Source organism: Lachnotalea sp. AF33-28, assembly GCF_003477885.1.
Lineage (GTDB): Bacteria > Bacillota > Clostridia > Lachnospirales > Lachnospiraceae > AF33-28.
Window position 1 is genome coordinate 34,310 of sequence record NZ_QUEE01000019.1, and the last position, 18,993, is coordinate 53,302.

An 18,993-nucleotide genomic window follows, 5' to 3' on the forward strand; every position below is an offset into this window, starting at 1 on the left:
TGCTATATCTTCCTTTTATCATATATTACCATAGAATTGCTGCAGATTCACATCAAAGACTCCACTGTCTGTCAGCTTCAATTCCGGAATCACCGGCAGCGGCAAAAAGGACAGCATCATAAACGGGTCGATCTGGCTGTTGCAGTCCAGACGGCCGGCGGCCGTACACAGTGCCCGGTACTCTTCCAGCACTTCTTCGGCAGTTTTATCCGACATCAGCCCTGCAATCGGAAGCGGCATCGTAGCGGTCACCGCGCCGTTCATGGCCACCGCTATCCCACCACCCTCACCCAAAGCCTGGACAGCCAGATACATGTCATGCGGATTGTCGCCGATTACAATCACATTATGGGAATCGTGTCCTATAGACTGGGCTATGGCGCCGTTTTTAACAGAAAAGCTGTCCACGAACCCCCGTCCAACGGATCCGCATTTTCCGTGGCGCTCGATTACGGCGCAGAGGTTCAGCCCATCGGCAGATTCCCTGAATACCTTTTTGGTGACCAGGGAATGAGGCAGCACCTGAATCACCGGCATCTCCGGGGAAAACTCATACATAAAGGTTTCTTCTGACAGGTCAGGAAGCTTAACCGTATTGCTCACCCGCTGCGGCGAGGGTTTGACAGCCGTAAACACAGCCTTCCCGTCTTTGGCAGCCAGCACACCGTGATGGTATACCTCTTCGATCTCCTGGCAGATCAGATCCCGGCTGATAATGATATCTGCCAGGTATCCGGGCGCAATGGCGCCCCGGTGCCGCAGGCCGTAGCACAGCGCGGGATTTAATGCTGCGATGGTGATGGCATCCAGCGGGTCCATCCCCAGACCGACCGCTTTGGCCACACAGTTTGCTATGGAGCCCCGATCGGCAAGATCATCGATATGGAAATCGTCGGTGCAGAACATCACGCGATTCATATTATAGGGGGTCACTGCGGGCAGCAGCTGCGCCAGGTTTTTGGCGCTGGTTCCTTCGCGGATCTGTATATACATCCCCATGCTGATCTTTTCCAGCATTTCTTCCGGATCGCCCACCTCATGGTCTGTCATGACGCCCGCACACAGATAACCGCACAGGTTGGAACCGGTCACCATCGGCGCATGGCCGTCAATCCTTTCTGCACTGGATAACTTGCCCAGCACCTCCTCATCCGCATTTAAAACGCCGGGCGCATTCATCATCTCACCCAGACCGTAAAAAGGATATTTTTTCATCAGCCTGTGCGTCATCTCGCTGTCAATCACCGCGCCGGAATGCTCAAATCCTGTCGCGGGCACACAGCTGGGAAGCATAAAATGCACATCAAAGGGGATTCCCTCTGCACAGCGCAGCATATAGTCCAGACCGTCCTCTCCACAGACATTGGCGATTTCATGCGGGTCTGCGATCACCGCGGTGGTTCCCCTGGCCACGGCAAGCCGGGCATATTCCCCGGGGGTCAGCATGCTGGATTCAAAATGAATATGGGCATCTGTAAACGCCGGAAGCAGATAGCAGCCTCTTACGTCCACTTCCCGCTTTCCGCTGTACCTGCCGAGGCCTACAATGTGTTCACCCGTTACCGCCACATCGGCCGCGATGATACCGCGGTTGAATACGTCGACCACCTTTGCGTTTTTAAACACCAGATCGGGCAGTTCCTGTTTGGTAGCGGTCATGATCAGATCTCTGGTTGTTGCCGGCATAAATACATTCTCCTTCCTGTTTGGACATATTTCATAAATAACTTGTTTTTAAATTATAACCACTATACCATTTTACCAAAATAAAAGAAAGAGCTTTTAAAGATAATTTTTTACCGGGCAGATTTATTGCTCCTACTTGCAGTAACGTTACAGCTGCGATTCTTAGATTTTTATTGACGAATTTTGCATATAATGATATTATGTCAGAGATTTGTATGTGAGGAGGATGCAGACAGTAAGGATTTCAGCAGAAATCAAAGAAGCGCCAGACGCCTTTTTACGGACGGAAGCCATGTCCGGGAGACAAAAGATCCCGCGGAAATGGTGTGAAAAGGACGACGAGGTGAAGAGTGATCGAATTTTCGGCGGATGCTCTTCCGTACCGCTCCGGGTGCGGGATATACCGGCAAATATGCAGGTGACTGCAAAACAAATACGGTATAACCGGAGAGTTATAATGTCACCGACCGGAGGCTGATGACCTGCCACAGTGTGATTCATAAAGCCAGTCACAGCCACTGGTTTGTTTTTGTACTGCCAAATATCGAAAGGACGGATATGTATGTGTGGAATTATTGGATATACCGGCATTCTAAATGCCAAGGAAGTGCTGATAGAGGGCTTGGAGACGTTGGAATACCGCGGCTACGACAGCGCGGGGCTGGCACTTGATATCGCGGGAGAAGACACGCAGATAATCAAACACGTAGGGCCAGTGGCCAACTTAAAAAAAGTGTGTGAGATGGAACCGCTCCTCTCCCACTGCGGCATCGGCCACACCAGATGGGCGACTCATGGAGGTGTCAGCAATAAAAATGCGCATCCGCACCGCGCCGGCCGTGTCACACTGATACACAACGGCATTATTGAAAATTATCACGCTTTATCGGAAAAATACGGTTTTACGGACAGCCTTATCTCAGAGACTGACACTGAGGCTGCCGCCAGGCTCATCGACCGGTTCTATCAGGGGGATCCTGCAAAGGCGATTTACCGGGCGGTCGATGAGATACAGGGGTCCTATGCTTTCTGTATTCTCTTTCAGGATATTCCGGACACCGTATACTGTATACGCAACGTAAGTCCGCTGGTTGCCGCTTCCACCGGGCAGGGAGCATTTGTGGCATCGGATGTGACCGCATTGATCAACTATTCCAGGCAGTATTTCGTGCTGCCGGAGGATGTGCTGATGGTGATGAAACGGGAAGGGGAACACAGCGGCATAACCTTGTATGCCCGAAACGGGGAGGAAATCGAACCGCAGCTCCTCACCGTTAATTGGAATGTCGAAGCGGCGAGGAAAAACGGCTATCCGTATTTCATGCTCAAAGAAATCCATGAACAGCCTGACGCATTAAAGAACACGCTTCTCCCGCGCCTGGCTGACGCACTGCCCGATTTCTCCAATGAGGGAATACCGGATGATTTATTTGTTTCCTGCAGCCGGATCGCTATCATCGCCTGCGGCACTGCGATGTATGCGGGCATGGTGGGTAAGGCGCTGATGGAACCTTTGCTAAAGATCCCGGTTTCCGTCAATATCGCTTCGGAATTTCGTTATGAGAATCCCCTACTGGATGAAAAGACCCTGACCGTTGTGATCTCCCAGTCCGGTGAAACCATTGATACGCTGGCAGCCCTGCGGCTGGCAAAATCCTGCGGATCCAAAACTCTGTCCATTGTGAATGTGAAGGGGGCGACCATAGCCAGGGAAAGCGACTATGTGCTTTATACCCATGCGGGTCCTGAGATTGCGGTGGCCAGCACCAAGGCATATTCGGTCCAGCTCGCTACACTCTATCTGCTGGGCTGTAAGATGGCTCTGGTGCGCGGCAGGATGGATAATGCGCATGGAGCGGAGTTTATCCGCAATTTGCTCGGATGTACCGATGCCATTGCATCTGTCCTTGAGAAAGAAGAAGAGATAAAAAAGGCCGCAGAGCTGCTAAGCCGCGCGTCCGACGCCTATTATATAGGGCGGGGGCTGGATTATGCCTTCTCGCTGGAAGGAGCTCTGAAGCTGAAGGAAATCTCCTACGTCCATGCGGAGGCCTATGCGGCCGGCGAACTAAAGCATGGAACTATTGCACTTATTTCCGACGGCACTCCGGTGATAGCCATCGCCACGCAGGATCGCATTTTTGAGAAAACCGTCTCCAATATACGTGAGGTGAAGGCAAGAGGAGCCTATGTGATTATGATCACCAAAGAAAATGCCAGGCTTGCGGAAGGCATCTGTGATATCCATTATACAGTCCCGGTTAAAGAAGACTGCTTTACCGGACTGCCGACCGCAGTGATCCTGCAGCTGATCGCATACTATACGTCCGTTGCGAAAGGTCTGGATGTAGATAAGCCCAGAAACCTGGCAAAATCCGTGACTGTGGAATAACCTATCCATAGTCACTGGCGGCGCACGCTAAAAACAGCGGTCATATCCGGTTTTACTGCCCGGATATGACCGCTGTCATTTGATTCAAGCGGGATTCTTTTTCACTTATTGTTCAGCTGTTCCTGTTTTTTCTTCGCAAACTCAATGATGATGTCCGCCGTTTTTTCCGGCCCCAGCACGCTGCTGTTGATGCATATGTCATAGCTCTTGGAACTGCCCCACTTCTTGTTGGAATAATAGTTATAGTAGCTTGCGCGTTTCTTGTCGGTTTTCACCATATATTCCTTGGCCTTATCCTGGGGTAGATTATGGCGTTCCATCAATGCCTGAATCTTATTCTCGGTGTTGCCTGTGATAAAGACGCTGGTGGTGTTCGGGAAATCCGCCAGCGCATAATCCGCGCATCTTCCGACGATCACACAGGGACCCTCCATCGCCAGCTTTTTAATGGTATCAAACTGGGCCAGAAACACCTTCTGGTTCAGCGGGATATCCACATAGCCGGTGGTATTATAGCCCACCGAGTAAGTATCCATAACAAGAGAATATAAAAAGCTGTTGGTCGGTTTCTCATCGTGCGTTTCAAATATTTCTTCGCACAGTCCGCTGTTCTTGGCGGCTAAAGCCAGCAATTCTTTATCATAACACTGAATCCCCAGACGCTCGGCAACCAACTGACCGATATGTTTACCGCCGCTGCCGCTTTCCCTGCCGATCGTAATTACCATATTACCATTCATATGATCCTCTCCTTTGCTGCCATATTCTATATCACCAGATACACCCTGAAGTCGTGACACACAACGGTGTGCTTCTTATATATATTATAATAGAATTGGAAGGAAAAGTACATAGTTTTCTGAAAATAATATCAGAATTTTTTCCAGGACGCCGGAAGGAACAACAGCAGCATCGGGAACAGTTCCAAACGTCCCGCCAGCATATCAAACATCAGCACATATTTCGCAAACGGTGAGAAAATGGAGAAGTTTCTCGCCGGTCCCACCAGCTCCAGGCCGGGGCCGATATTGTTCAAAGTCGCCGCCACCGAAGTGAAGTTGGTGGTGAGGTCAAAATTATCAAAACCGACCAGCAGCACGGAAAACGCAAATATGATCACATAGGCCACAAGGAACACATTGACGGAGCGCACCACTTCATGCTCCACAGTTCTTCCGTCCATCTTGATTTTCTTAACGCTGTGAGGATGCAGGAACGTGTATAATTCCTTTTTGATCGTCTTTAGCAAAATCAGTATTCTGGATACTTTAATACCGCCGCCAGTGCTGCCGGCACATGCGCCGATGAACATCAGCATGATGAGTATGGTTCTGGAAACCTGAGGCCATACATTGAAATCCACAGTGGCAAATCCGGTTGTCGTTATGATAGAAGCAACCTGAAAGGCGGAATGATGAATCGCGTCTCCCATGCTGTCAAAATGTCCCCGCACATTGACAGAGATCACCGCTATGGCGGCAAAAATCACGAGCAGATAAAGCCTTAGCTCCTCACACTGTAAAATCTGTTTGGGTTTACGGATCAGCACCAGAAAATAGACGCTGAAGTTCACGCCAAAGAGGATCATGAATACGGTCACCACAGTCTGTATATAGCCGGAATAACTGCCCATACTATCATTTTTGATGCCGAAACCGCCGGTACCGGCCGTGCCGAATGCAGTGGTCAGCGCGTCAAACAACGGCATACGGCCCGCCAACAAAAAGCCTATTTCCGTGAGTGTCAGCACAATATAAATTCCATACAGAATCATCGCTGTGGAACGCACCCGGGGCACCAGCTTTGATACTGAAGGCCCGGGACTTTCCGCCCGCATCAGATTCATGTTATACCCTCCGCACAGCGGCAGTATCGCGAGGATAAAGACCAGCACGCCCATGCCGCCGATCCAGTGCGTGAAGCTTCGCCAGAACAGAATACAGTGGGACAGGGATTCCACCTCGTTCAAAATGCTGGCGCCCGTAGTGGTGAAGCCAGAGATGGTCTCAAACAGAGCATCCGTGACGCTTGGTATCTCCCTGCTAAAAATAAATGGCATAGCGCCGAATATACTTAATACAATCCATCCGAGAGAGACGGTGATAAAGCCCTCTTTCGTATAAAAGACTGTGCTCTTCGGCTTTTTCCTGGTCAACAGAAGGCCCAGAAACAGGCACATAAGCAGCGTGGCCAATATCGCAAACCCGCTCTTCTCCCTGTAAATAATGGCCACGATTCCCGGCAGGACAAGGAATCCGGCCTCAAAGTTCAGTATCCATCCAAGTATGTATAAGATTATCGAATAGTTCATAGCGAGCGTCCTTTAACTTCGTAGTATGTCCCGTATATCATGCAGTCCGGCGTTAGTCGTCACCACAATGACAGAATCTCCCACCTGTATCGTATCGCGTCCTCCCGGTATAAATACCTTGCCTGCACGGCTGATGCTGCATACGAGAAGGTTTTTCTTCAGATCCAGTTCCTCTAACGTGATGCCTGTGACGGGGGATTCCTCCTGCACCCTAAATTCCAGCGCTTCCGCACGGTTATCCAGTATCTTGTACAGCGTCTCCACGTTGCTGCCGATGGAATTTTCCATCGCACGGACATATCGCAGTATATTGTTGGATGTAATGTATTTGGGATAAATGATGCTGTCTATATCCAGCTGGTTGATGACATCTTTAAAATTTATACGGTTCACCTTAGCTACCAGTTTTGCATTGGACACACTCTTGGCAAAAAGCGCAAGCAGAAGATTTTCTTCGTCAAAGTTGGTCAAGGCTACAAAAGCCTCAGCCCTCTTCAGCCCTTCTTCCAGCAAAAGATCCTGGTCGGTGGCATCGCCCTGAATTACAATGGCTTTTGGCAGCAGCTCGGAAAGCTCCTCACAGCGGGCTTTATCCATTTCAATGATGCGGACATCGATCCCCATGTAAATGAGCTGCATAGCCAGATAATAAGCGATCTTGCCGCCTCCGGCAATCATGGCATCCTTCACCTGATGAGTCTCCACACCGATCTTCCGGAAAAAATCCGAAGAAACTTTGGGCGGGGCAATGATTGATACGGTATCCTGCTCCTGCAAAATGAAATCGCCGCCGGGTATAAATACCTCCTCCCCTCTCTCCACCGCGCATACAAGCACGTCCGAGTGGAGCTTGTTGTGTATATCCGATACCATATAGTTGTGCAGTTTTAAACCCGGACGGATCTTAAATTTCAGAAGCTCCACACGCCCCTTGGCAAAGGTATCGATTTTAATTGCTGAGGGGAAACGCAGTATTCTGGCGATTTCCATGGCAGCTGCAAACTCCGGATTGATGATCATGGACATGCCCAACTCTTCCTTAATAAATCCGATTTCCTTATTATAGACCGGATTGCGGACTCTGGCGATGGTCTGGCAGTTGCCCGCCTTTTTAGCGATCAGGCAGCAGAGCAGGTTCAACTCGTCAGAACCTGTGACTGCGATTAAGAGTTCGGCGCTCTCCACGCCCGCCTCCATCTGTATGGAATAGCTGGCTCCGTTTCCAACTATGCCCATCACATCATAGCTTTCGGTGATTTCATGAATCTTCTCGCTCCGATTGTCAATAACGGTAACGTTATCTCCCTCCTGCACTAGCTGTTCGACAAGCGTCGAGCCCACCTTGCCCGCGCCTACGATAATAATCTGCATAACACCCTCCTCTGCCGCCGGCCAGATGCCGATGGCCTGTGCGCATACCTGTGCGCCCCTTCTGTCGTATATTATTACTTCAATTTCTTTAAAAGCGCTGTAAAATAATCAGGCAGAGGCGCCGTGCATTCAATGTAACTGCCTGTTTTAGGATGAGTAAATCCCAGAACCATAGCGTGCAGCGTCTGCCCCTGCAGTGAAAAGGGCTGTTTTGTATAGCCGTAAACCGTATCCCCCAGCAGTGGATGGCCGATGCTTGCCATATGGACGCGGATTTGATGCGTCCTGCCGGTTTCAAGCATGCATTCAATATAAGTATATCCTTTCAGCCTTTCCAAAACCCGATAATGGGTTACGGCCGGTTTCCCGTTCTGGCGGTTTACCGCCATCTTCAGCCGGTCCTTCGGATGTCTGCCGATCGGCGCCTCCACCGTACCCTCATCCTCTTTTAAAACGCCGCATACGATCGCTCGGTACCTCCTGGTAATGCTGTGCTCTTTCAGCTGCAAGGCCAGGCTGCTGTGCGCTGCGTCATTTTTGCAGACCACCAGCGCGCCGGTGGTATCCATATCGATGCGGTGTACGATGCCGGGACGCGTCACTCCGTTTATGCCGCTTAGGCTGTCCCGGCAGTGATACAGCAGTGCATTGACTAATGTCCCACTGTAATGCCCGTTGGAGGGGTGTACCACCATTCCTTTCGGCTTATTGACTACAATCACATCCTCGTCCTCATACAGAATTGAAAGTGGGATATTCTCCGGCACTATTTCCGGCTGACAAGCTTCCGGTATCCAGAGGTCTATGACGGTATTGGCCGTTACCTTCTGGCTGCTTTTTACCGGCGTCTGACCGATGCGGACATATCCGTCTTTCAGCAGCTTCTGCAGATAGGAACGGGAAAGATTTTCACATGCTGCAGCCAGAAATTTATCCGCTCTCTCTCCGCCCGCATGCTCCGGCACTGTCAGTTCCACATGTTCCATATCCGGCCCCGTCACTGGTTGTCTCCTTCTCTCATTTCGTTCACTTTATTTCCGCCCTTCCTCATCCCTTTCCTGCAGATCGGAATTTTTCTTCCGGGCAGGCAGCAAGACGGCCAGCTCCTCCTCCTTATATACAAAGAGGATCAGAACGGCCAGCAGGATGGAGGAAACGACCACATAGCAGTCCGCCACATTAAATACCGGAAAGTCGATCAGACTGAAGTAGAAAAAGTCCACCACATAGCCCAGGCGCACACGGTCAATCAGATTGCCGAGTGCCCCGGCAAACAGGCAGCAGACGGTCAGCCGCAGAGGCAGATAGCGTTTCGTCTCCGGCAGGCGCAGGGTAAAATATACCAGAACCAGCAGAACCAGAGAAGTCACAAGAAGAAAGAATCCCTGGCGGTTCTGGAGCACCCCGAAGGCTGCCCCCTTATTGGTGGCATAGGTGAGCTCAAACACACCTTTGATCAGTACGATGGGAGGCTTATCCATCAGATGCAGCACAGCCAGGTGTTTGGTAAACTGATCCAGTGCCACCAGCAGAGCGGCCAGCACTGTGCAGTACAGCAGAGATGATCGTTTTTTATTATTACTGTTATTGTCCATATTCGCTCCTATCCGCATGCAGTGTCAGAATTCAGTCAAGCACTGCTGACAGCGCATCTTCCAGTTCCTTTTCCGTCACCGAGGTCTCTATATATGCCTGGCCGATGCGGCCTAACAGTATGAAACGGATGCTGCCCGCGTCCATTTTCTTATCATGTTTTACGGCATTCAATACGGCTTTCGGATCGATTTCGTCCGCTTTCAGGCTGCGCGGTACGCCGAGACTGTCAAACAGCGCCCTCAAGGCATGTACATCCTCTTCGGAAATCAGATTCCTGCGGCAGGACAGCCAGGCGGCAGCCATACTGCCGATCGCCACGCATTCACCGTGAAGCAACGCAAATTTCATCTCTTTTTCTATCGCATGTCCGAGGGTATGGCCAAAATTCAGCAGTGCGCGTTCTCCCTGCTCTTTCCAGTCTTCCTCCACGATCCCCTGCTTGATATGGCAGCTGCCGGAGATCATCTCCTCACAAGTTCCCGGATCTCTTCTTCGGATTTCTTCAATATGGCAGCTGATCCAGTCATAATAGGAAGGATCGTTGATCAGCCCATATTTGACAATCTCACCCAGGCCGGACAGATACTGCCTTTCCGACAAGGTGCTCAGTACGGAAAGGTTAATATAGACCAGAGAGGGGTTATGGAAAGCCCCCACCATATTCTTGTAGGAAGAAAAATCCACGCCGGTCTTGCCGCCGATGCTACTATCCACCTGTGCCAACAGCGTGGTCGGGACCTGGACAAATTCAATGCCCCTAAGATAGGTGGCCGCCGCAAAACCTGCCAGGTCACCGGTTACCCCTCCGCCCAAAGCGATCAGGAGGTCTTTTCGGTCGAACTGATGCAGTATCAGATGCTCATAGAGTTCCCGCACCGTATCCAGTGTTTTGCTTTCTTCGCCAGCCGGGAATACAAAGCTGATCACTTCCCTGGCGCAGGACGTAAGAAGAGCCTCCAGTTCATTCAGATACAGCCCGGCCACCGCGCTGTCCGACACGATGCAGAGCCTGCGCCGGCTTATGTCAAGCTGCCCCAGCTCCCTGGGAAGGTTGTCAAATGAGGATTCAATACAGATATCGTAGATCGATTTTTTGTCATTATGAAGCGTAATTCTGGTTGACATATATGCTATCTCCATTCATGTACGGCTGATTAAACCCAGCCGCTATTGATATTTTAGGATCGTAACAAACGTCCGGCCCTTTTTGCTCAAAGATCCGGATCCCTTATAGATGAACTTGCCCAGCCCGCGGACCGACACCACATCCCCTTCTCTTAGGGAATGGCTGTTTGCAGTGACACATCTGCCGTTCACAAATACCCGCTCACTCGAAACGCATTCCCCCACCTTTCCTCTGGACAGCCTGTAAGCCAGCGCCAGAATCGCATCCAGCCTCTCCGAAGCCACACTTCCGGTGATTTCCTCAAAACTTGGGCCCGGGATATTTTCAATATCATCCGCAAGCCGGCAGGTAACGGGATTATGGCCTACATTTACGAGCTGCTCCAGAATCAGCCCGGATACGGACGGGAGGCAGAAACAGTAACAGACGTTCCCATCCAGGAGAAGATCCCCTGTTTTCCCTCTGTCAATGCCTAGATTCAGTATAGCTCCCAAATAGTCGCGATGCGTGCACGGCCTGGCAAATTTGGGAGCGGTCGGAGCGATTTTAATCACGCAAATTGGAGGTTTTGCAAGATCCTGTTCCCTGACAGGAAGAAAGCAAACAATTTTTCTCTCCGCAAGATCATAGCCTCCCTCCAGCCGACAGGCCACAGGCAGGCTTGACATCATGGACAAAAAAATTGTCTGCTCATTTAAATTCAAAAAATCACTATATAAGGGAATATCCCTTTGGTAACTGGTGCCCGCAAGCTCCTCCAGGCGCCTGCGCAGCAGCTGCTCTTCCTTTTCCATAGCCGCTCCTGTAAGTATCCGGTATTAAAGCGTTACAGATTCAGATTGAGTGAAGAAATATCGAATCCGCTGCCGCTTAACATCTCGGTGAAATCACCGGACAGATTTATTGTAGCAGGAGTGACTATAAAGATATAGTTTGAAATCTTCTGCAGGTTTCCATTCATGGAATAGCATGCGCCGGATGTAAAATCGATAATTCTCTGGGCCACCTCTGTATGAATTCCTTCCAAATTGATCACAACCGCACGTCCGCTCAACAGAGTATCACAGATCTCTCTGCCGTCCTCCACAGATGTTGGCTTGATCAGGCATACCTCCATACCGCGTCCTCCGTTTCTCATAGGCACCACATTGCTGCTTCTGCTCTTGGAGAGGAATGGTTTGTCCGGGACAGCCGCATCCTCCGGTTCTTCAGTGTTTTTCCTGGATTTCTTTTCTTTGGATTCCTTCTTTACATATTCTTCATCATCTATATCTTCATCATCAAATTCATCGTATTCATCGTCGTCGAAATCATCATCGAGCTTGATTGCTTCCAAAAGTTTTTCAATTATTTTTGCTGCCATAAACTTCTGCTCTCCATTCCTTTCATCTCTTAAGACCTAATCATAGCATATTATGTTCGGTTTATCAACATTTTTGTGGTAAATCAGGGGCTTGTGGACTAGTAAATAATATCCTCCTCCCTGATCATGGAGCCTTCCAGAACGATATGATCGAATGCGGAAAGCCCAAACGAGGTTCCTTTTTTCACGATATAGTATTCCGCATTTTCATCAATGATTTCGATCTGCTTAAACACTGCGTAGCCTTTATTCACGTTATAGACGCCGGACAGACCGGAAGATGCGCCCACCTGATAGCGCTCGTTGGAATCAGGCATGATGATATAGTCCCCGCTGTTTAAGTCCTGCTTGTCCACGTAACAGTACTCCGCAGTCTGTTGATAGATGGACGGTGAGATAAATTCTACGCTGGGCCCTGATTCCAGATAGATTTCACGGTAAAATCCGGATTTGTTGTTTTCACCGGTGGTAAGAAACGATACCGGGATCACATAAAAGTCCTTCTGCACCACGGAGGTCTTTGGAATTTTCAGGCCTTCTTCCTGTTCTTTGCCGATTTCAACCTCAACAAAACGCTCGTCCGAAAAATCCACCATGTATTTCTGGAAATCCAGCCGCGCATACGTTCCGGCATCCGCACCGATAAAAGTGGAATAAGCCGCCCTAAGTTCCAGATCGTATCCGATAAAGCGGACGCGCAGTGACGTCTTATCCGCGAAAGCCAGCACATCTTCCTCCGAAATCGGGAGTATGAGCGACCACTCATCGCTGCCGATCAGCTTATAGATTGGACTTCCGGCTTCCACCATGTCTCCGGATTTAATATAGTTCTTTTTATAGTCGGATGCCTTAAAATGATCCGCTGTAATCTGCTCCGGCGTCAGGGTTTCAAAGCCGTCGGTATAGTATTCCAGTATACCGCTCTTTGGAGCATAATTGAGCTGAAAATGCGAACCAGATTCGGCCGCCGCATTTTGAAGCTCTTCGAGAGCCTGGGCGCTCACATATTCCCACAGCATGGACTGAAGCTTATATTTCACGTCATAGATGGCGTCAAATTCCATTGGGTCATAGCCTGTGCTGTACTCCGTAAGCTGCTTGCGCAGGCTGCCTAAATTTTCCATGGACAGGTTATTAGCATCCTCGCTGTTTTCCGACAGCTTGGATGTAATATCTCCGCTCTCATCCAGCAGACAGATCAGGTTGCCATTGCCCGTCCGGTCTCCCTGCTTCATATAAAAATTGACATAGCCAGCCTGTTCGGCGGTATAGATCTCTTCATTGCGTAAAATAAGCCCGGTGTAATAAGAATTGCTGGCCAGGCTTCCTTCCACTACCTCATAAATATGTATCTTATCTTTTGAAAAATAATTGAATACAATGATCACCAGATAAACAAAAATAAACAGAAAGATGATGGTTCCGATATTTATGTTGATTGGCTTTTTATAACGTATGATTTTTTTAGTCTTTTTCGCCTTTTTTGCCATTGGTAACCGCAGTCTCCCTTCCCAATTATTATAAGCGGCTAAGCAGAATTATGCAATAGCCTAAACCCGGCGATTATCGTCGAATAAAAGACAGTTTTGATGAAATCTATCTAATTTTTGAAATGCTGGAAGGAGTTACCATAATATTTTCTGGCAATTGTAACAAACTAAGTAAAAAGCCAAAGGTATTTGGCGGACAAACATTTAGGAGGTCTTTAACATGAATACAAAAATAATCGACTATACAGCCCTTACACTGACGATTATCGGTGCGGTGAACTGGGGGTTGATCGGATTTTTCCGTTTTAATCTGGTAGAGTTTTTATTTGGCGATATGACTTTGATCAGCAGGATTGTATATGCGGTGGTAGGTATTGCCGGACTCTATCTGATCAGCACCTACGGCAGAATTGCATCCGCCGGCGACAGATAATCGCATTTTCCTAATCGAAACATGTGCCGCCAGGCGCACCACTGAAAAACAAGGATATCTCCTGACAGCCGGCTGTCAGGAGATATCCCTGTTTTTATACTGTATGTACCGCTTAATATCTATAAAGAAATTACCAATTTGTCCTTTGCATTAGCCGGCAGTTCAGCTTCGTCCTGTGAAACGCTCAATACAAAGGTAACCGCGTATTCTTCTCCAATTTTATCAAGCTCATCAATGGCATCCGCAATATCCTTGCCTTCCAGATGAGCCAGCTTTAAAAAGCTGTCCAGATACATCTGTTCCAGATCGTGGTCCTGTGAAATAATTCCGCAGATAAAACCGATAAACGCATTGTAGGAACGGATCGGGTAATCCATCACATTGATTAACCGAACCTTCGTATTTAATTCGTACATGTGCTTAGAGCTCTTGTCTAAGTATACGATAGATCCTTTTGATTCTTTGATTGCAGAGTTCGCCTTGTCAAGGAGAAACTTTGTCTTACCTTTCCCCTTTTTTCCTGCTATGATTTGAACCATGGCTATCTCCTCCTTTAGTTTATTAGTGTCATTCACGCGATTAGACATCCCATGCCGCACGGCTGTTCTGCGATAACTTTGCATATTGCACAAAATTGTGTCTTACGCTTGGGGCAGGCCGGCACAAATGTCACATAATTAATCTGACTCCATTATATTATAAAACAGCAGAAAGCACAAGAATTAATTATAAATTTTCTGAAGCAGCTGATTCATCTGATAATACAGCTGTTCTCTGGAATCCGCTTTCAGAATCACCGATACATACTGATTTCCGTTTGTATCCTGGCTGGACATCGCAAGACAGTACATCGCCGCGGATGTGGTGCCGGTTTTGCCGCCTAAGGCCACGACATTCTCCGGAGGGGTTACTTCCTGATTCGTATACTTGACGGTGGTTTTAAAATTGCCGGAAACCTGGGCGCCTGCGGCATCCGTGTATGTATAATCATAGGATGCGGTCTGCACGACATTTCTGAAAGTCTCATACTGAAGCAGCTCGTTGTAAATCAGATAAATATCATAGGCGGTGCTGTAATGGTTCTCGTCAGTCAGACCATGAGGATTTACAAAATTCGTTCCGGTGGCCCCCAGTTCTTTCGCTTCGGCATTCATCATATTGATGAACTCATCCACGTTTCCCCCGCCCACATGCTGTGCGATGGCGAGCGCAGCATCGTTGCCGGAAGGGAGCAGCGCGCCATAAATCAGCTGTTCTAACGTATAGGTACAGCCGGATTGCAGCTTTGCAAGGGAAGTCCCCTTAAGCTCGGACTTCTTAACGATGTCATCACCGACAGTGACACTGTCCGACAGATTGCCATATTTAAGAGCGACTAAAACCGTCATCAGTTTGGTGATGCTGGCCGGATACAGGCGCTCAAACGCATTGTGGCTGAATACTACCTGATTGGAAGTCACATTATAAATGATGGCAGCTTCCGCCTTGATCGTCTCATCCTGATAGCCGGACTCATCTCCCACCACCACAAGATCATCCGCAAACAGGTCTGTCCTGTCTCCGGCCATATCCTGCATAGCGGAAATGTTCGTATTGTAAGCCACCGCGTAAGGCTCAAGTAAGGGATCGGATGCTCCGAATAGAGAACATCCTGTCAGTGAGCCCGCTAAAAATAAGGTGATCAGGGTACATTGTACAGATTTTTTTCTAATCATTTGTAAGCATCTCTCCACTCCAGATCACCACGCTCCAGCGCCTTGATCAGCAGCTCCGCTGTGGCCAGGTTCGTGGCAACAGGAATATTATGGATATCACAGGCACTCATCACCTTGTTCATATCCGGTTCATGGGACTTCGGTCCCAGCGGGTCACGAAGAAAAATTACAAGGTCTATCTGATTCTGCTCTACGGATGCTACCAGCTGCCGTTCACCACCCAGATGGCCTGCCAGGAATTTGTGTATATTCAGATTGGTCACCTCTTCAATCAGCCTTCCAGTGGTTCCTGTAGCGTATAAATCATGTTTACTTAAGATAATGCGGTATGCGATACAGAAATTCTGCATCAGTTTTTTCTTGGAATCATGGGCGATTAAACCAATGTTCATTAACAGTTACCTCCTTAAATATTGTCACTTACCGGCAGGCTGGCGGCTCCGGCCCCATTAGATGATCTCGCTTTTTCTCTGCAGGCCAACGTTCATCACAAATCCCAGGCCGATAAATACGCTTAACAGGGAACTTAAGCCGGAACTGATAAAAGGAAGGGGGAGTCCCGTATTGGGAAGCAGCATGGTCGCCACCCCAATATTGACGAAAGCCTGAAAGGCAATAAAAGATGCCATTCCCACGCAGATGAGCCTGCCGGACAGATCTCTCGCTCTCGTTGCCAACCATAAACATTCTAACACAAGTAAGGTGAATAATGCAATCAAAATACAACTTCCTGCAAAACCTAATTCTTCTCCGACCACTGCAAAGATAAAATCGGTATCCTCTTCCATGAGGAACTGGCCGTTTTTCACCGACTGCAGCGATTCGTTGAACAGCCCTTTGCCATAGAGCTGGCCGGAGCCGATGGCCATGACCGAATTTAACTGCTGTAAAACCATATCTCTGGAAAAATCGGGATACAGCCATGCAAGGATTCTCCGTATCTGATAATGGATGGAATTCATCGTGATCTCACCGGCAAAATATGCGGCGGCGGTCTTGTTAATGTAATACACGAGATAACCGACTACCGGCGCGCAGACGCCAATCACTCCAAGCACCCACTTGTAACTGATTTTGGCGGTAAAGATGATTACGACAAATATAAAGGCCACCACCATGCTGGTGGACAGATCCGGCTGATCAAAAATCAGAAATACCGGTGGTGCCAGAAGAACAAGACTGCCAAACACCGTCAGAGGAGAATTGATCTTCTCGTGGTACTTCTGAAAAAAGGCCGCAAAAAACAGGATCGTCGCCACCTTGGAAAACTCCGAGGGCTGTATCCTTCCGATGGCCGGCAGATCGATCCACCGCTGGGCATTGGTCGGGCCGGTGGTACCGAAGAAACGGACAGCCAGCAATATGCCGAGATTGGCAATATAGACCAGCCACATCATCTTCATAACCCAATGGTAGTCTACCATAGCGATAAAAAGCATGCAGAAGATGCCGATGGCAATTCCCATGATCTGGCGCATATAGTCGGAACCGCCGGAAGGCATTGTCGCGCTTTTAACGATCAGCACCCCCATAGTGGACAGCACCAGGGTCATAAGCACCAGTTTAAAATCAAAATACTTCAGTTTGTATTTGCGAAAGTTGAATATTTTTGTCATAGATTATTAATTTCTTTTGGCTTCGGACCTTGCGTCTGAACCGTTTCTGATCGTTTTGATCGGAATATTGGCAAAAATCGCCGGCACCGTGCCATGATTTTCCTCCGACTCTGTCTGGGTGATCTGTATATCCAGCCCATCGCTGTCGATTTCCATATATTTGGAGATCACCTTTATAATATCATTTTTAATCGCTTCCATAATCTCCGGCGAACAGCTGGCCCGATCGGACACCAGCAGCAGCTTTAAACGGTCTTTGGCGACCGTACCGGAATTTTTCTTTTTAAATAAATCAAATACACTCATGACGGCCCCCTATTTACTCTTAAATATGTTCTTAATCCTGTTCCAGAATCCATTGTCGGTATCCAGATTCATAAGCGGAATATCCTCACCCATTATTCTCTTTACAATATTCATATAGGCTCGTCCGGCCAGCGCATCCGTGCCGACGATCGGTTCGCCCTGATTGGTAGAGATCACAATGTTTTCATCATCCGGCACCGCTCCGATCAGGCTGACCGCCAGTATATCCACCACATCGTCGATCGTCATCATGTCACCGCGTTTCACAAGATCCATGCGGATGCGGTTGACGATCAGATCCACCTTTGTGATCTCATTGGCCTCTAAAAGGCCGATGATGCGGTCCGCATCGCGGATCGCTGATACCTCGGGGGTTGTTACAACCAGAGCGCGGCTGGCGCCCGCAATCGCGTTTTTAAAACCCTGCTCAATGCCGGCCGGGCAGTCCAGTATAATATAGTCAAATTCTTCTTTGAGTTCATCGATCAGTTTCTGCATCTGTTCAGGAGAAACGCTGGTCTTGTCCCTTGTTTGAGCGGACGGCAGGAGATACAGGTTATTGTAGCGCTTATCCTTAATCAGGGCCTGCTTAATGCGGCAGTTTCCTTCCACAACATCCACCAGATTATAAACGATACGGTTCTCCAGACCCATCACTACGTCCAGATTGCGCAGTCCGATATCTGTATCGATCAGCACTACTTTCTTGTTCAGCATAGCCAGTCCCGTGCCGACATTTGCTGTTGTGGTGGTTTTTCCTACGCCACCCTTGCCTGAAGTTACTACAATTACTTCACTCATGTCTTTCTTCCTCCCAAATTAAATTGGTAACAGATCAATTTTCCCACCGTCTGAACTGTTACTTAAATTGCACGTGATATAAATTTTATATGAGGTGGATATCATTGATTACCTCTTTGCAGAGAGGTTCAATATAAATATTGCCGTTTTCAATATAGGCGATCTTAGGCTGGTCGGCGCTGTCCGGCTTTACAGGAGGCCTGTCCGCACTGCGGGCTATGGTATCCGCTATGCGTATCTGAGTCGGCGCCATCTCCAGAGCCACCACGAAAGCCTGCTCATTGCCGGACAGGCCGGCGAAAGCCGTTCCGCGGAGCGCACCCAGCACCACCACATTTCCTTTGGCGACCACTCGGGCACCGGGATTTACATCGCCCAGTATAATCACGCTGCTCTCCGACTCAAAGACCTGGCCGGAACGCAGAGTCCCCTTATAAAACTGTCCGCTGCCGGTAGCCGAACCTGTCACGGCTTCCTCCAGCTTCTTTTTAAACCTGCGCTCGTTCTCCTCATCCTTGTCCAGCACGCAGACAACGGTAATGGTCGAGTTATCCGTTATGGTCTCAATCAGCTGCTGCTGTTCCTCCGGTGATAGTTTGCGTCCCTCAAAGGAAACGGCCATTTTCGCATTTTTGAAAAATTTTGCGGAATCTCTGAATTTCACCGCAACTTCCTTCAGTATGTCCTCAAACGGCGCTTCTTTGTCCAGCATCACCACCAGACCATAGGCATTTCCCTTAATCATTACTGTCTGTTTCATACGTTCACCTCTGTGTTCATAAATACG

19 protein-coding genes are annotated in these 18,993 nt (G+C 48.8%); 2 read left to right on the forward strand and 17 right to left on the reverse strand.

What is annotated here, in order from left to right; translation table 11 throughout:
• Window positions 1–18 precede the first annotated feature (18 nt).
• The gene (ade, locus tag DWZ56_RS20400; RefSeq protein WP_118558450.1) at window positions 19–1,686 is read right to left on the reverse strand and encodes an adenine deaminase; all 1,668 of its coding nucleotides are present in this window, start codon (window positions 1,684–1,686) and stop codon (window positions 19–21) included.
• Window positions 1,687–2,248: 562 nt separating this feature from the next.
• Between ade and glmS the strand changes: the two genes are divergently transcribed.
• Window positions 2,249–4,078 carry a glutamine--fructose-6-phosphate transaminase (isomerizing) gene (gene glmS, locus DWZ56_RS20410; protein WP_118558452.1) on the forward strand — a complete coding sequence of 610 codons (1,830 nt, stop codon included), beginning with the start codon at window positions 2,249–2,251 and terminating at the stop codon, window positions 4,076–4,078.
• A 101-nt stretch (window positions 4,079–4,179) separates the two neighbouring features.
• On the opposite strand, the gene DWZ56_RS20415 is transcribed toward glmS, so the two are convergent.
• From DWZ56_RS20415 to DWZ56_RS20455, 9 genes are all read right to left on the reverse strand, one after another.
• Window positions 4,180–4,818 carry a cytidylate kinase-like family protein gene (locus DWZ56_RS20415; RefSeq protein ID WP_118558453.1) on the reverse strand — a complete coding sequence of 213 codons (639 nt, stop codon included), beginning with the start codon at window positions 4,816–4,818 and terminating at the stop codon, window positions 4,180–4,182.
• Between the two features lie 131 nt (window positions 4,819–4,949).
• Complete coding sequence (locus tag DWZ56_RS20420; protein WP_118558454.1) at window positions 4,950–6,389, reverse strand: TrkH family potassium uptake protein; 1,440 nt, start codon at window positions 6,387–6,389, stop codon at window positions 4,950–4,952.
• Window positions 6,390–6,401: 12 nt separating this feature from the next.
• Window positions 6,402–7,760, reverse strand: a complete 1,359-nt coding sequence (gene trkA, locus DWZ56_RS20425) for a Trk system potassium transporter TrkA (protein WP_118558455.1) — start codon at window positions 7,758–7,760, stop codon at window positions 6,402–6,404.
• Between the two features lie 74 nt (window positions 7,761–7,834).
• On the reverse strand, window positions 7,835–8,746 hold the full coding sequence (locus DWZ56_RS20430) for an RluA family pseudouridine synthase (protein ID WP_118558527.1): 912 nt from the start codon (window positions 8,744–8,746) through the stop codon (window positions 7,835–7,837).
• 45 nt (window positions 8,747–8,791) lie between these two features.
• A complete protein-coding gene (lspA, locus tag DWZ56_RS20435) occupies window positions 8,792–9,355 on the reverse strand; it encodes a signal peptidase II (RefSeq protein ID WP_118558456.1) in 564 nt (187 codons plus the stop codon).
• Between the two features lie 31 nt (window positions 9,356–9,386).
• Entirely contained in the window at window positions 9,387–10,481 is a 1,095-nt protein-coding gene (gene aroB / locus DWZ56_RS20440; RefSeq protein WP_118558457.1) for a 3-dehydroquinate synthase, read from the reverse strand.
• Window positions 10,482–10,523: 42 nt separating this feature from the next.
• Entirely contained in the window at window positions 10,524–11,276 is a 753-nt protein-coding gene (locus tag DWZ56_RS20445; protein WP_118558458.1) for a YlmH family RNA-binding protein, read from the reverse strand.
• A gap of 32 nt (window positions 11,277–11,308) precedes the next feature.
• Window positions 11,309–11,845: a cell division protein SepF gene (locus tag DWZ56_RS20450; protein WP_118558459.1), complete on the reverse strand. Its 537-nt coding sequence runs from the start codon at window positions 11,843–11,845 to the stop codon at window positions 11,309–11,311.
• Window positions 11,846–11,943: 98 nt separating this feature from the next.
• Window positions 11,944–13,335 carry an HlyD family efflux transporter periplasmic adaptor subunit gene (locus DWZ56_RS20455; RefSeq protein ID WP_118558460.1) on the reverse strand — a complete coding sequence of 464 codons (1,392 nt, stop codon included), beginning with the start codon at window positions 13,333–13,335 and terminating at the stop codon, window positions 11,944–11,946.
• A gap of 220 nt (window positions 13,336–13,555) precedes the next feature.
• Here DWZ56_RS20455 and DWZ56_RS20460 point away from each other — a divergent pair, with 220 nt between their 5' ends.
• Entirely contained in the window at window positions 13,556–13,768 is a 213-nt protein-coding gene (locus DWZ56_RS20460) for a DUF378 domain-containing protein (protein WP_118558461.1), read from the forward strand.
• Window positions 13,769–13,887: 119 nt separating this feature from the next.
• On the opposite strand, the gene DWZ56_RS20465 is transcribed toward DWZ56_RS20460, so the two are convergent.
• From DWZ56_RS20465 to minC, 7 genes are all read right to left on the reverse strand, one after another.
• On the reverse strand, window positions 13,888–14,307 hold the full coding sequence (locus tag DWZ56_RS20465; protein WP_118558462.1) for a twitching motility protein PilT: 420 nt from the start codon (window positions 14,305–14,307) through the stop codon (window positions 13,888–13,890).
• A gap of 183 nt (window positions 14,308–14,490) precedes the next feature.
• On the reverse strand, window positions 14,491–15,483 hold the full coding sequence (locus DWZ56_RS20470) for a D-alanyl-D-alanine carboxypeptidase family protein (RefSeq protein WP_118558463.1): 993 nt from the start codon (window positions 15,481–15,483) through the stop codon (window positions 14,491–14,493).
• Entirely contained in the window at window positions 15,480–15,875 is a 396-nt protein-coding gene (gene mgsA, locus DWZ56_RS20475; RefSeq protein WP_118558464.1) for a methylglyoxal synthase, read from the reverse strand. The genes DWZ56_RS20470 and mgsA overlap by 4 nt, the downstream gene beginning before the upstream one ends.
• A 57-nt stretch (window positions 15,876–15,932) precedes the next feature.
• Window positions 15,933–17,099, reverse strand: a complete 1,167-nt coding sequence (locus DWZ56_RS20480) for an FtsW/RodA/SpoVE family cell cycle protein (RefSeq protein ID WP_118558465.1) — start codon at window positions 17,097–17,099, stop codon at window positions 15,933–15,935.
• A gap of 6 nt (window positions 17,100–17,105) precedes the next feature.
• Window positions 17,106–17,405, reverse strand: coding sequence for a cell division topological specificity factor MinE (minE, locus tag DWZ56_RS20485; protein ID WP_118558466.1), 300 nt, complete (start codon window positions 17,403–17,405; stop codon window positions 17,106–17,108).
• A gap of 9 nt (window positions 17,406–17,414) precedes the next feature.
• Entirely contained in the window at window positions 17,415–18,206 is a 792-nt protein-coding gene (minD, locus tag DWZ56_RS20490) for a septum site-determining protein MinD (RefSeq protein WP_118558467.1), read from the reverse strand.
• A gap of 85 nt (window positions 18,207–18,291) precedes the next feature.
• Window positions 18,292–18,966: a septum site-determining protein MinC gene (gene minC, locus DWZ56_RS20495; protein ID WP_118558468.1), complete on the reverse strand. Its 675-nt coding sequence runs from the start codon at window positions 18,964–18,966 to the stop codon at window positions 18,292–18,294.
• Between the last annotated feature and the right edge of the window lie 27 nt (window positions 18,967–18,993).

Excerpts from the sequence above, each read along its gene's own strand:
- DWZ56_RS20420 (WP_118558454.1), bottom strand. The coding sequence starts at position 6,389 with ATGAACTATTCGATAATCTTATACATACTTGGATGGATACTGAACTTT.
- mgsA (WP_118558464.1), bottom strand. The coding sequence starts at position 15,875 with ATGAACATTGGTTTAATCGCCCATGATTCCAAGAAAAAACTGATGCAG.
- lspA (WP_118558456.1), bottom strand. The coding sequence starts at position 9,355 with ATGGACAATAACAGTAATAATAAAAAACGATCATCTCTGCTGTACTGC.
- DWZ56_RS20460 (WP_118558461.1), top strand. The coding sequence starts at position 13,556 with ATGAATACAAAAATAATCGACTATACAGCCCTTACACTGACGATTATC.
- trkA (WP_118558455.1), bottom strand. The coding sequence starts at position 7,760 with ATGCAGATTATTATCGTAGGCGCGGGCAAGGTGGGCTCGACGCTTGTC.
- DWZ56_RS20465 (WP_118558462.1), bottom strand. The coding sequence starts at position 14,307 with ATGGTTCAAATCATAGCAGGAAAAAAGGGGAAAGGTAAGACAAAGTTT.
- minC (WP_118558468.1), bottom strand. The coding sequence starts at position 18,966 with ATGAAACAGACAGTAATGATTAAGGGAAATGCCTATGGTCTGGTGGTG.
- DWZ56_RS20430 (WP_118558527.1), bottom strand. The coding sequence starts at position 8,746 with ATGGAACATGTGGAACTGACAGTGCCGGAGCATGCGGGCGGAGAGAGA.
- DWZ56_RS20450 (WP_118558459.1), bottom strand. The coding sequence starts at position 11,845 with ATGGCAGCAAAAATAATTGAAAAACTTTTGGAAGCAATCAAGCTCGAT.
- aroB (WP_118558457.1), bottom strand. The coding sequence starts at position 10,481 with ATGTCAACCAGAATTACGCTTCATAATGACAAAAAATCGATCTACGAT.
- ade (WP_118558450.1), bottom strand. The coding sequence starts at position 1,686 with ATGCCGGCAACAACCAGAGATCTGATCATGACCGCTACCAAACAGGAA.
- DWZ56_RS20415 (WP_118558453.1), bottom strand. The coding sequence starts at position 4,818 with ATGAATGGTAATATGGTAATTACGATCGGCAGGGAAAGCGGCAGCGGC.
- minD (WP_118558467.1), bottom strand. The coding sequence starts at position 18,206 with ATGAGTGAAGTAATTGTAGTAACTTCAGGCAAGGGTGGCGTAGGAAAA.
- glmS (WP_118558452.1), top strand. The coding sequence starts at position 2,249 with ATGTGTGGAATTATTGGATATACCGGCATTCTAAATGCCAAGGAAGTG.
- DWZ56_RS20455 (WP_118558460.1), bottom strand. The coding sequence starts at position 13,335 with ATGGCAAAAAAGGCGAAAAAGACTAAAAAAATCATACGTTATAAAAAG.
- DWZ56_RS20470 (WP_118558463.1), bottom strand. The coding sequence starts at position 15,483 with ATGATTAGAAAAAAATCTGTACAATGTACCCTGATCACCTTATTTTTA.
- DWZ56_RS20480 (WP_118558465.1), bottom strand. The coding sequence starts at position 17,099 with ATGACAAAAATATTCAACTTTCGCAAATACAAACTGAAGTATTTTGAT.
- minE (WP_118558466.1), bottom strand. The coding sequence starts at position 17,405 with ATGAGTGTATTTGATTTATTTAAAAAGAAAAATTCCGGTACGGTCGCC.
- DWZ56_RS20445 (WP_118558458.1), bottom strand. The coding sequence starts at position 11,276 with ATGGAAAAGGAAGAGCAGCTGCTGCGCAGGCGCCTGGAGGAGCTTGCG.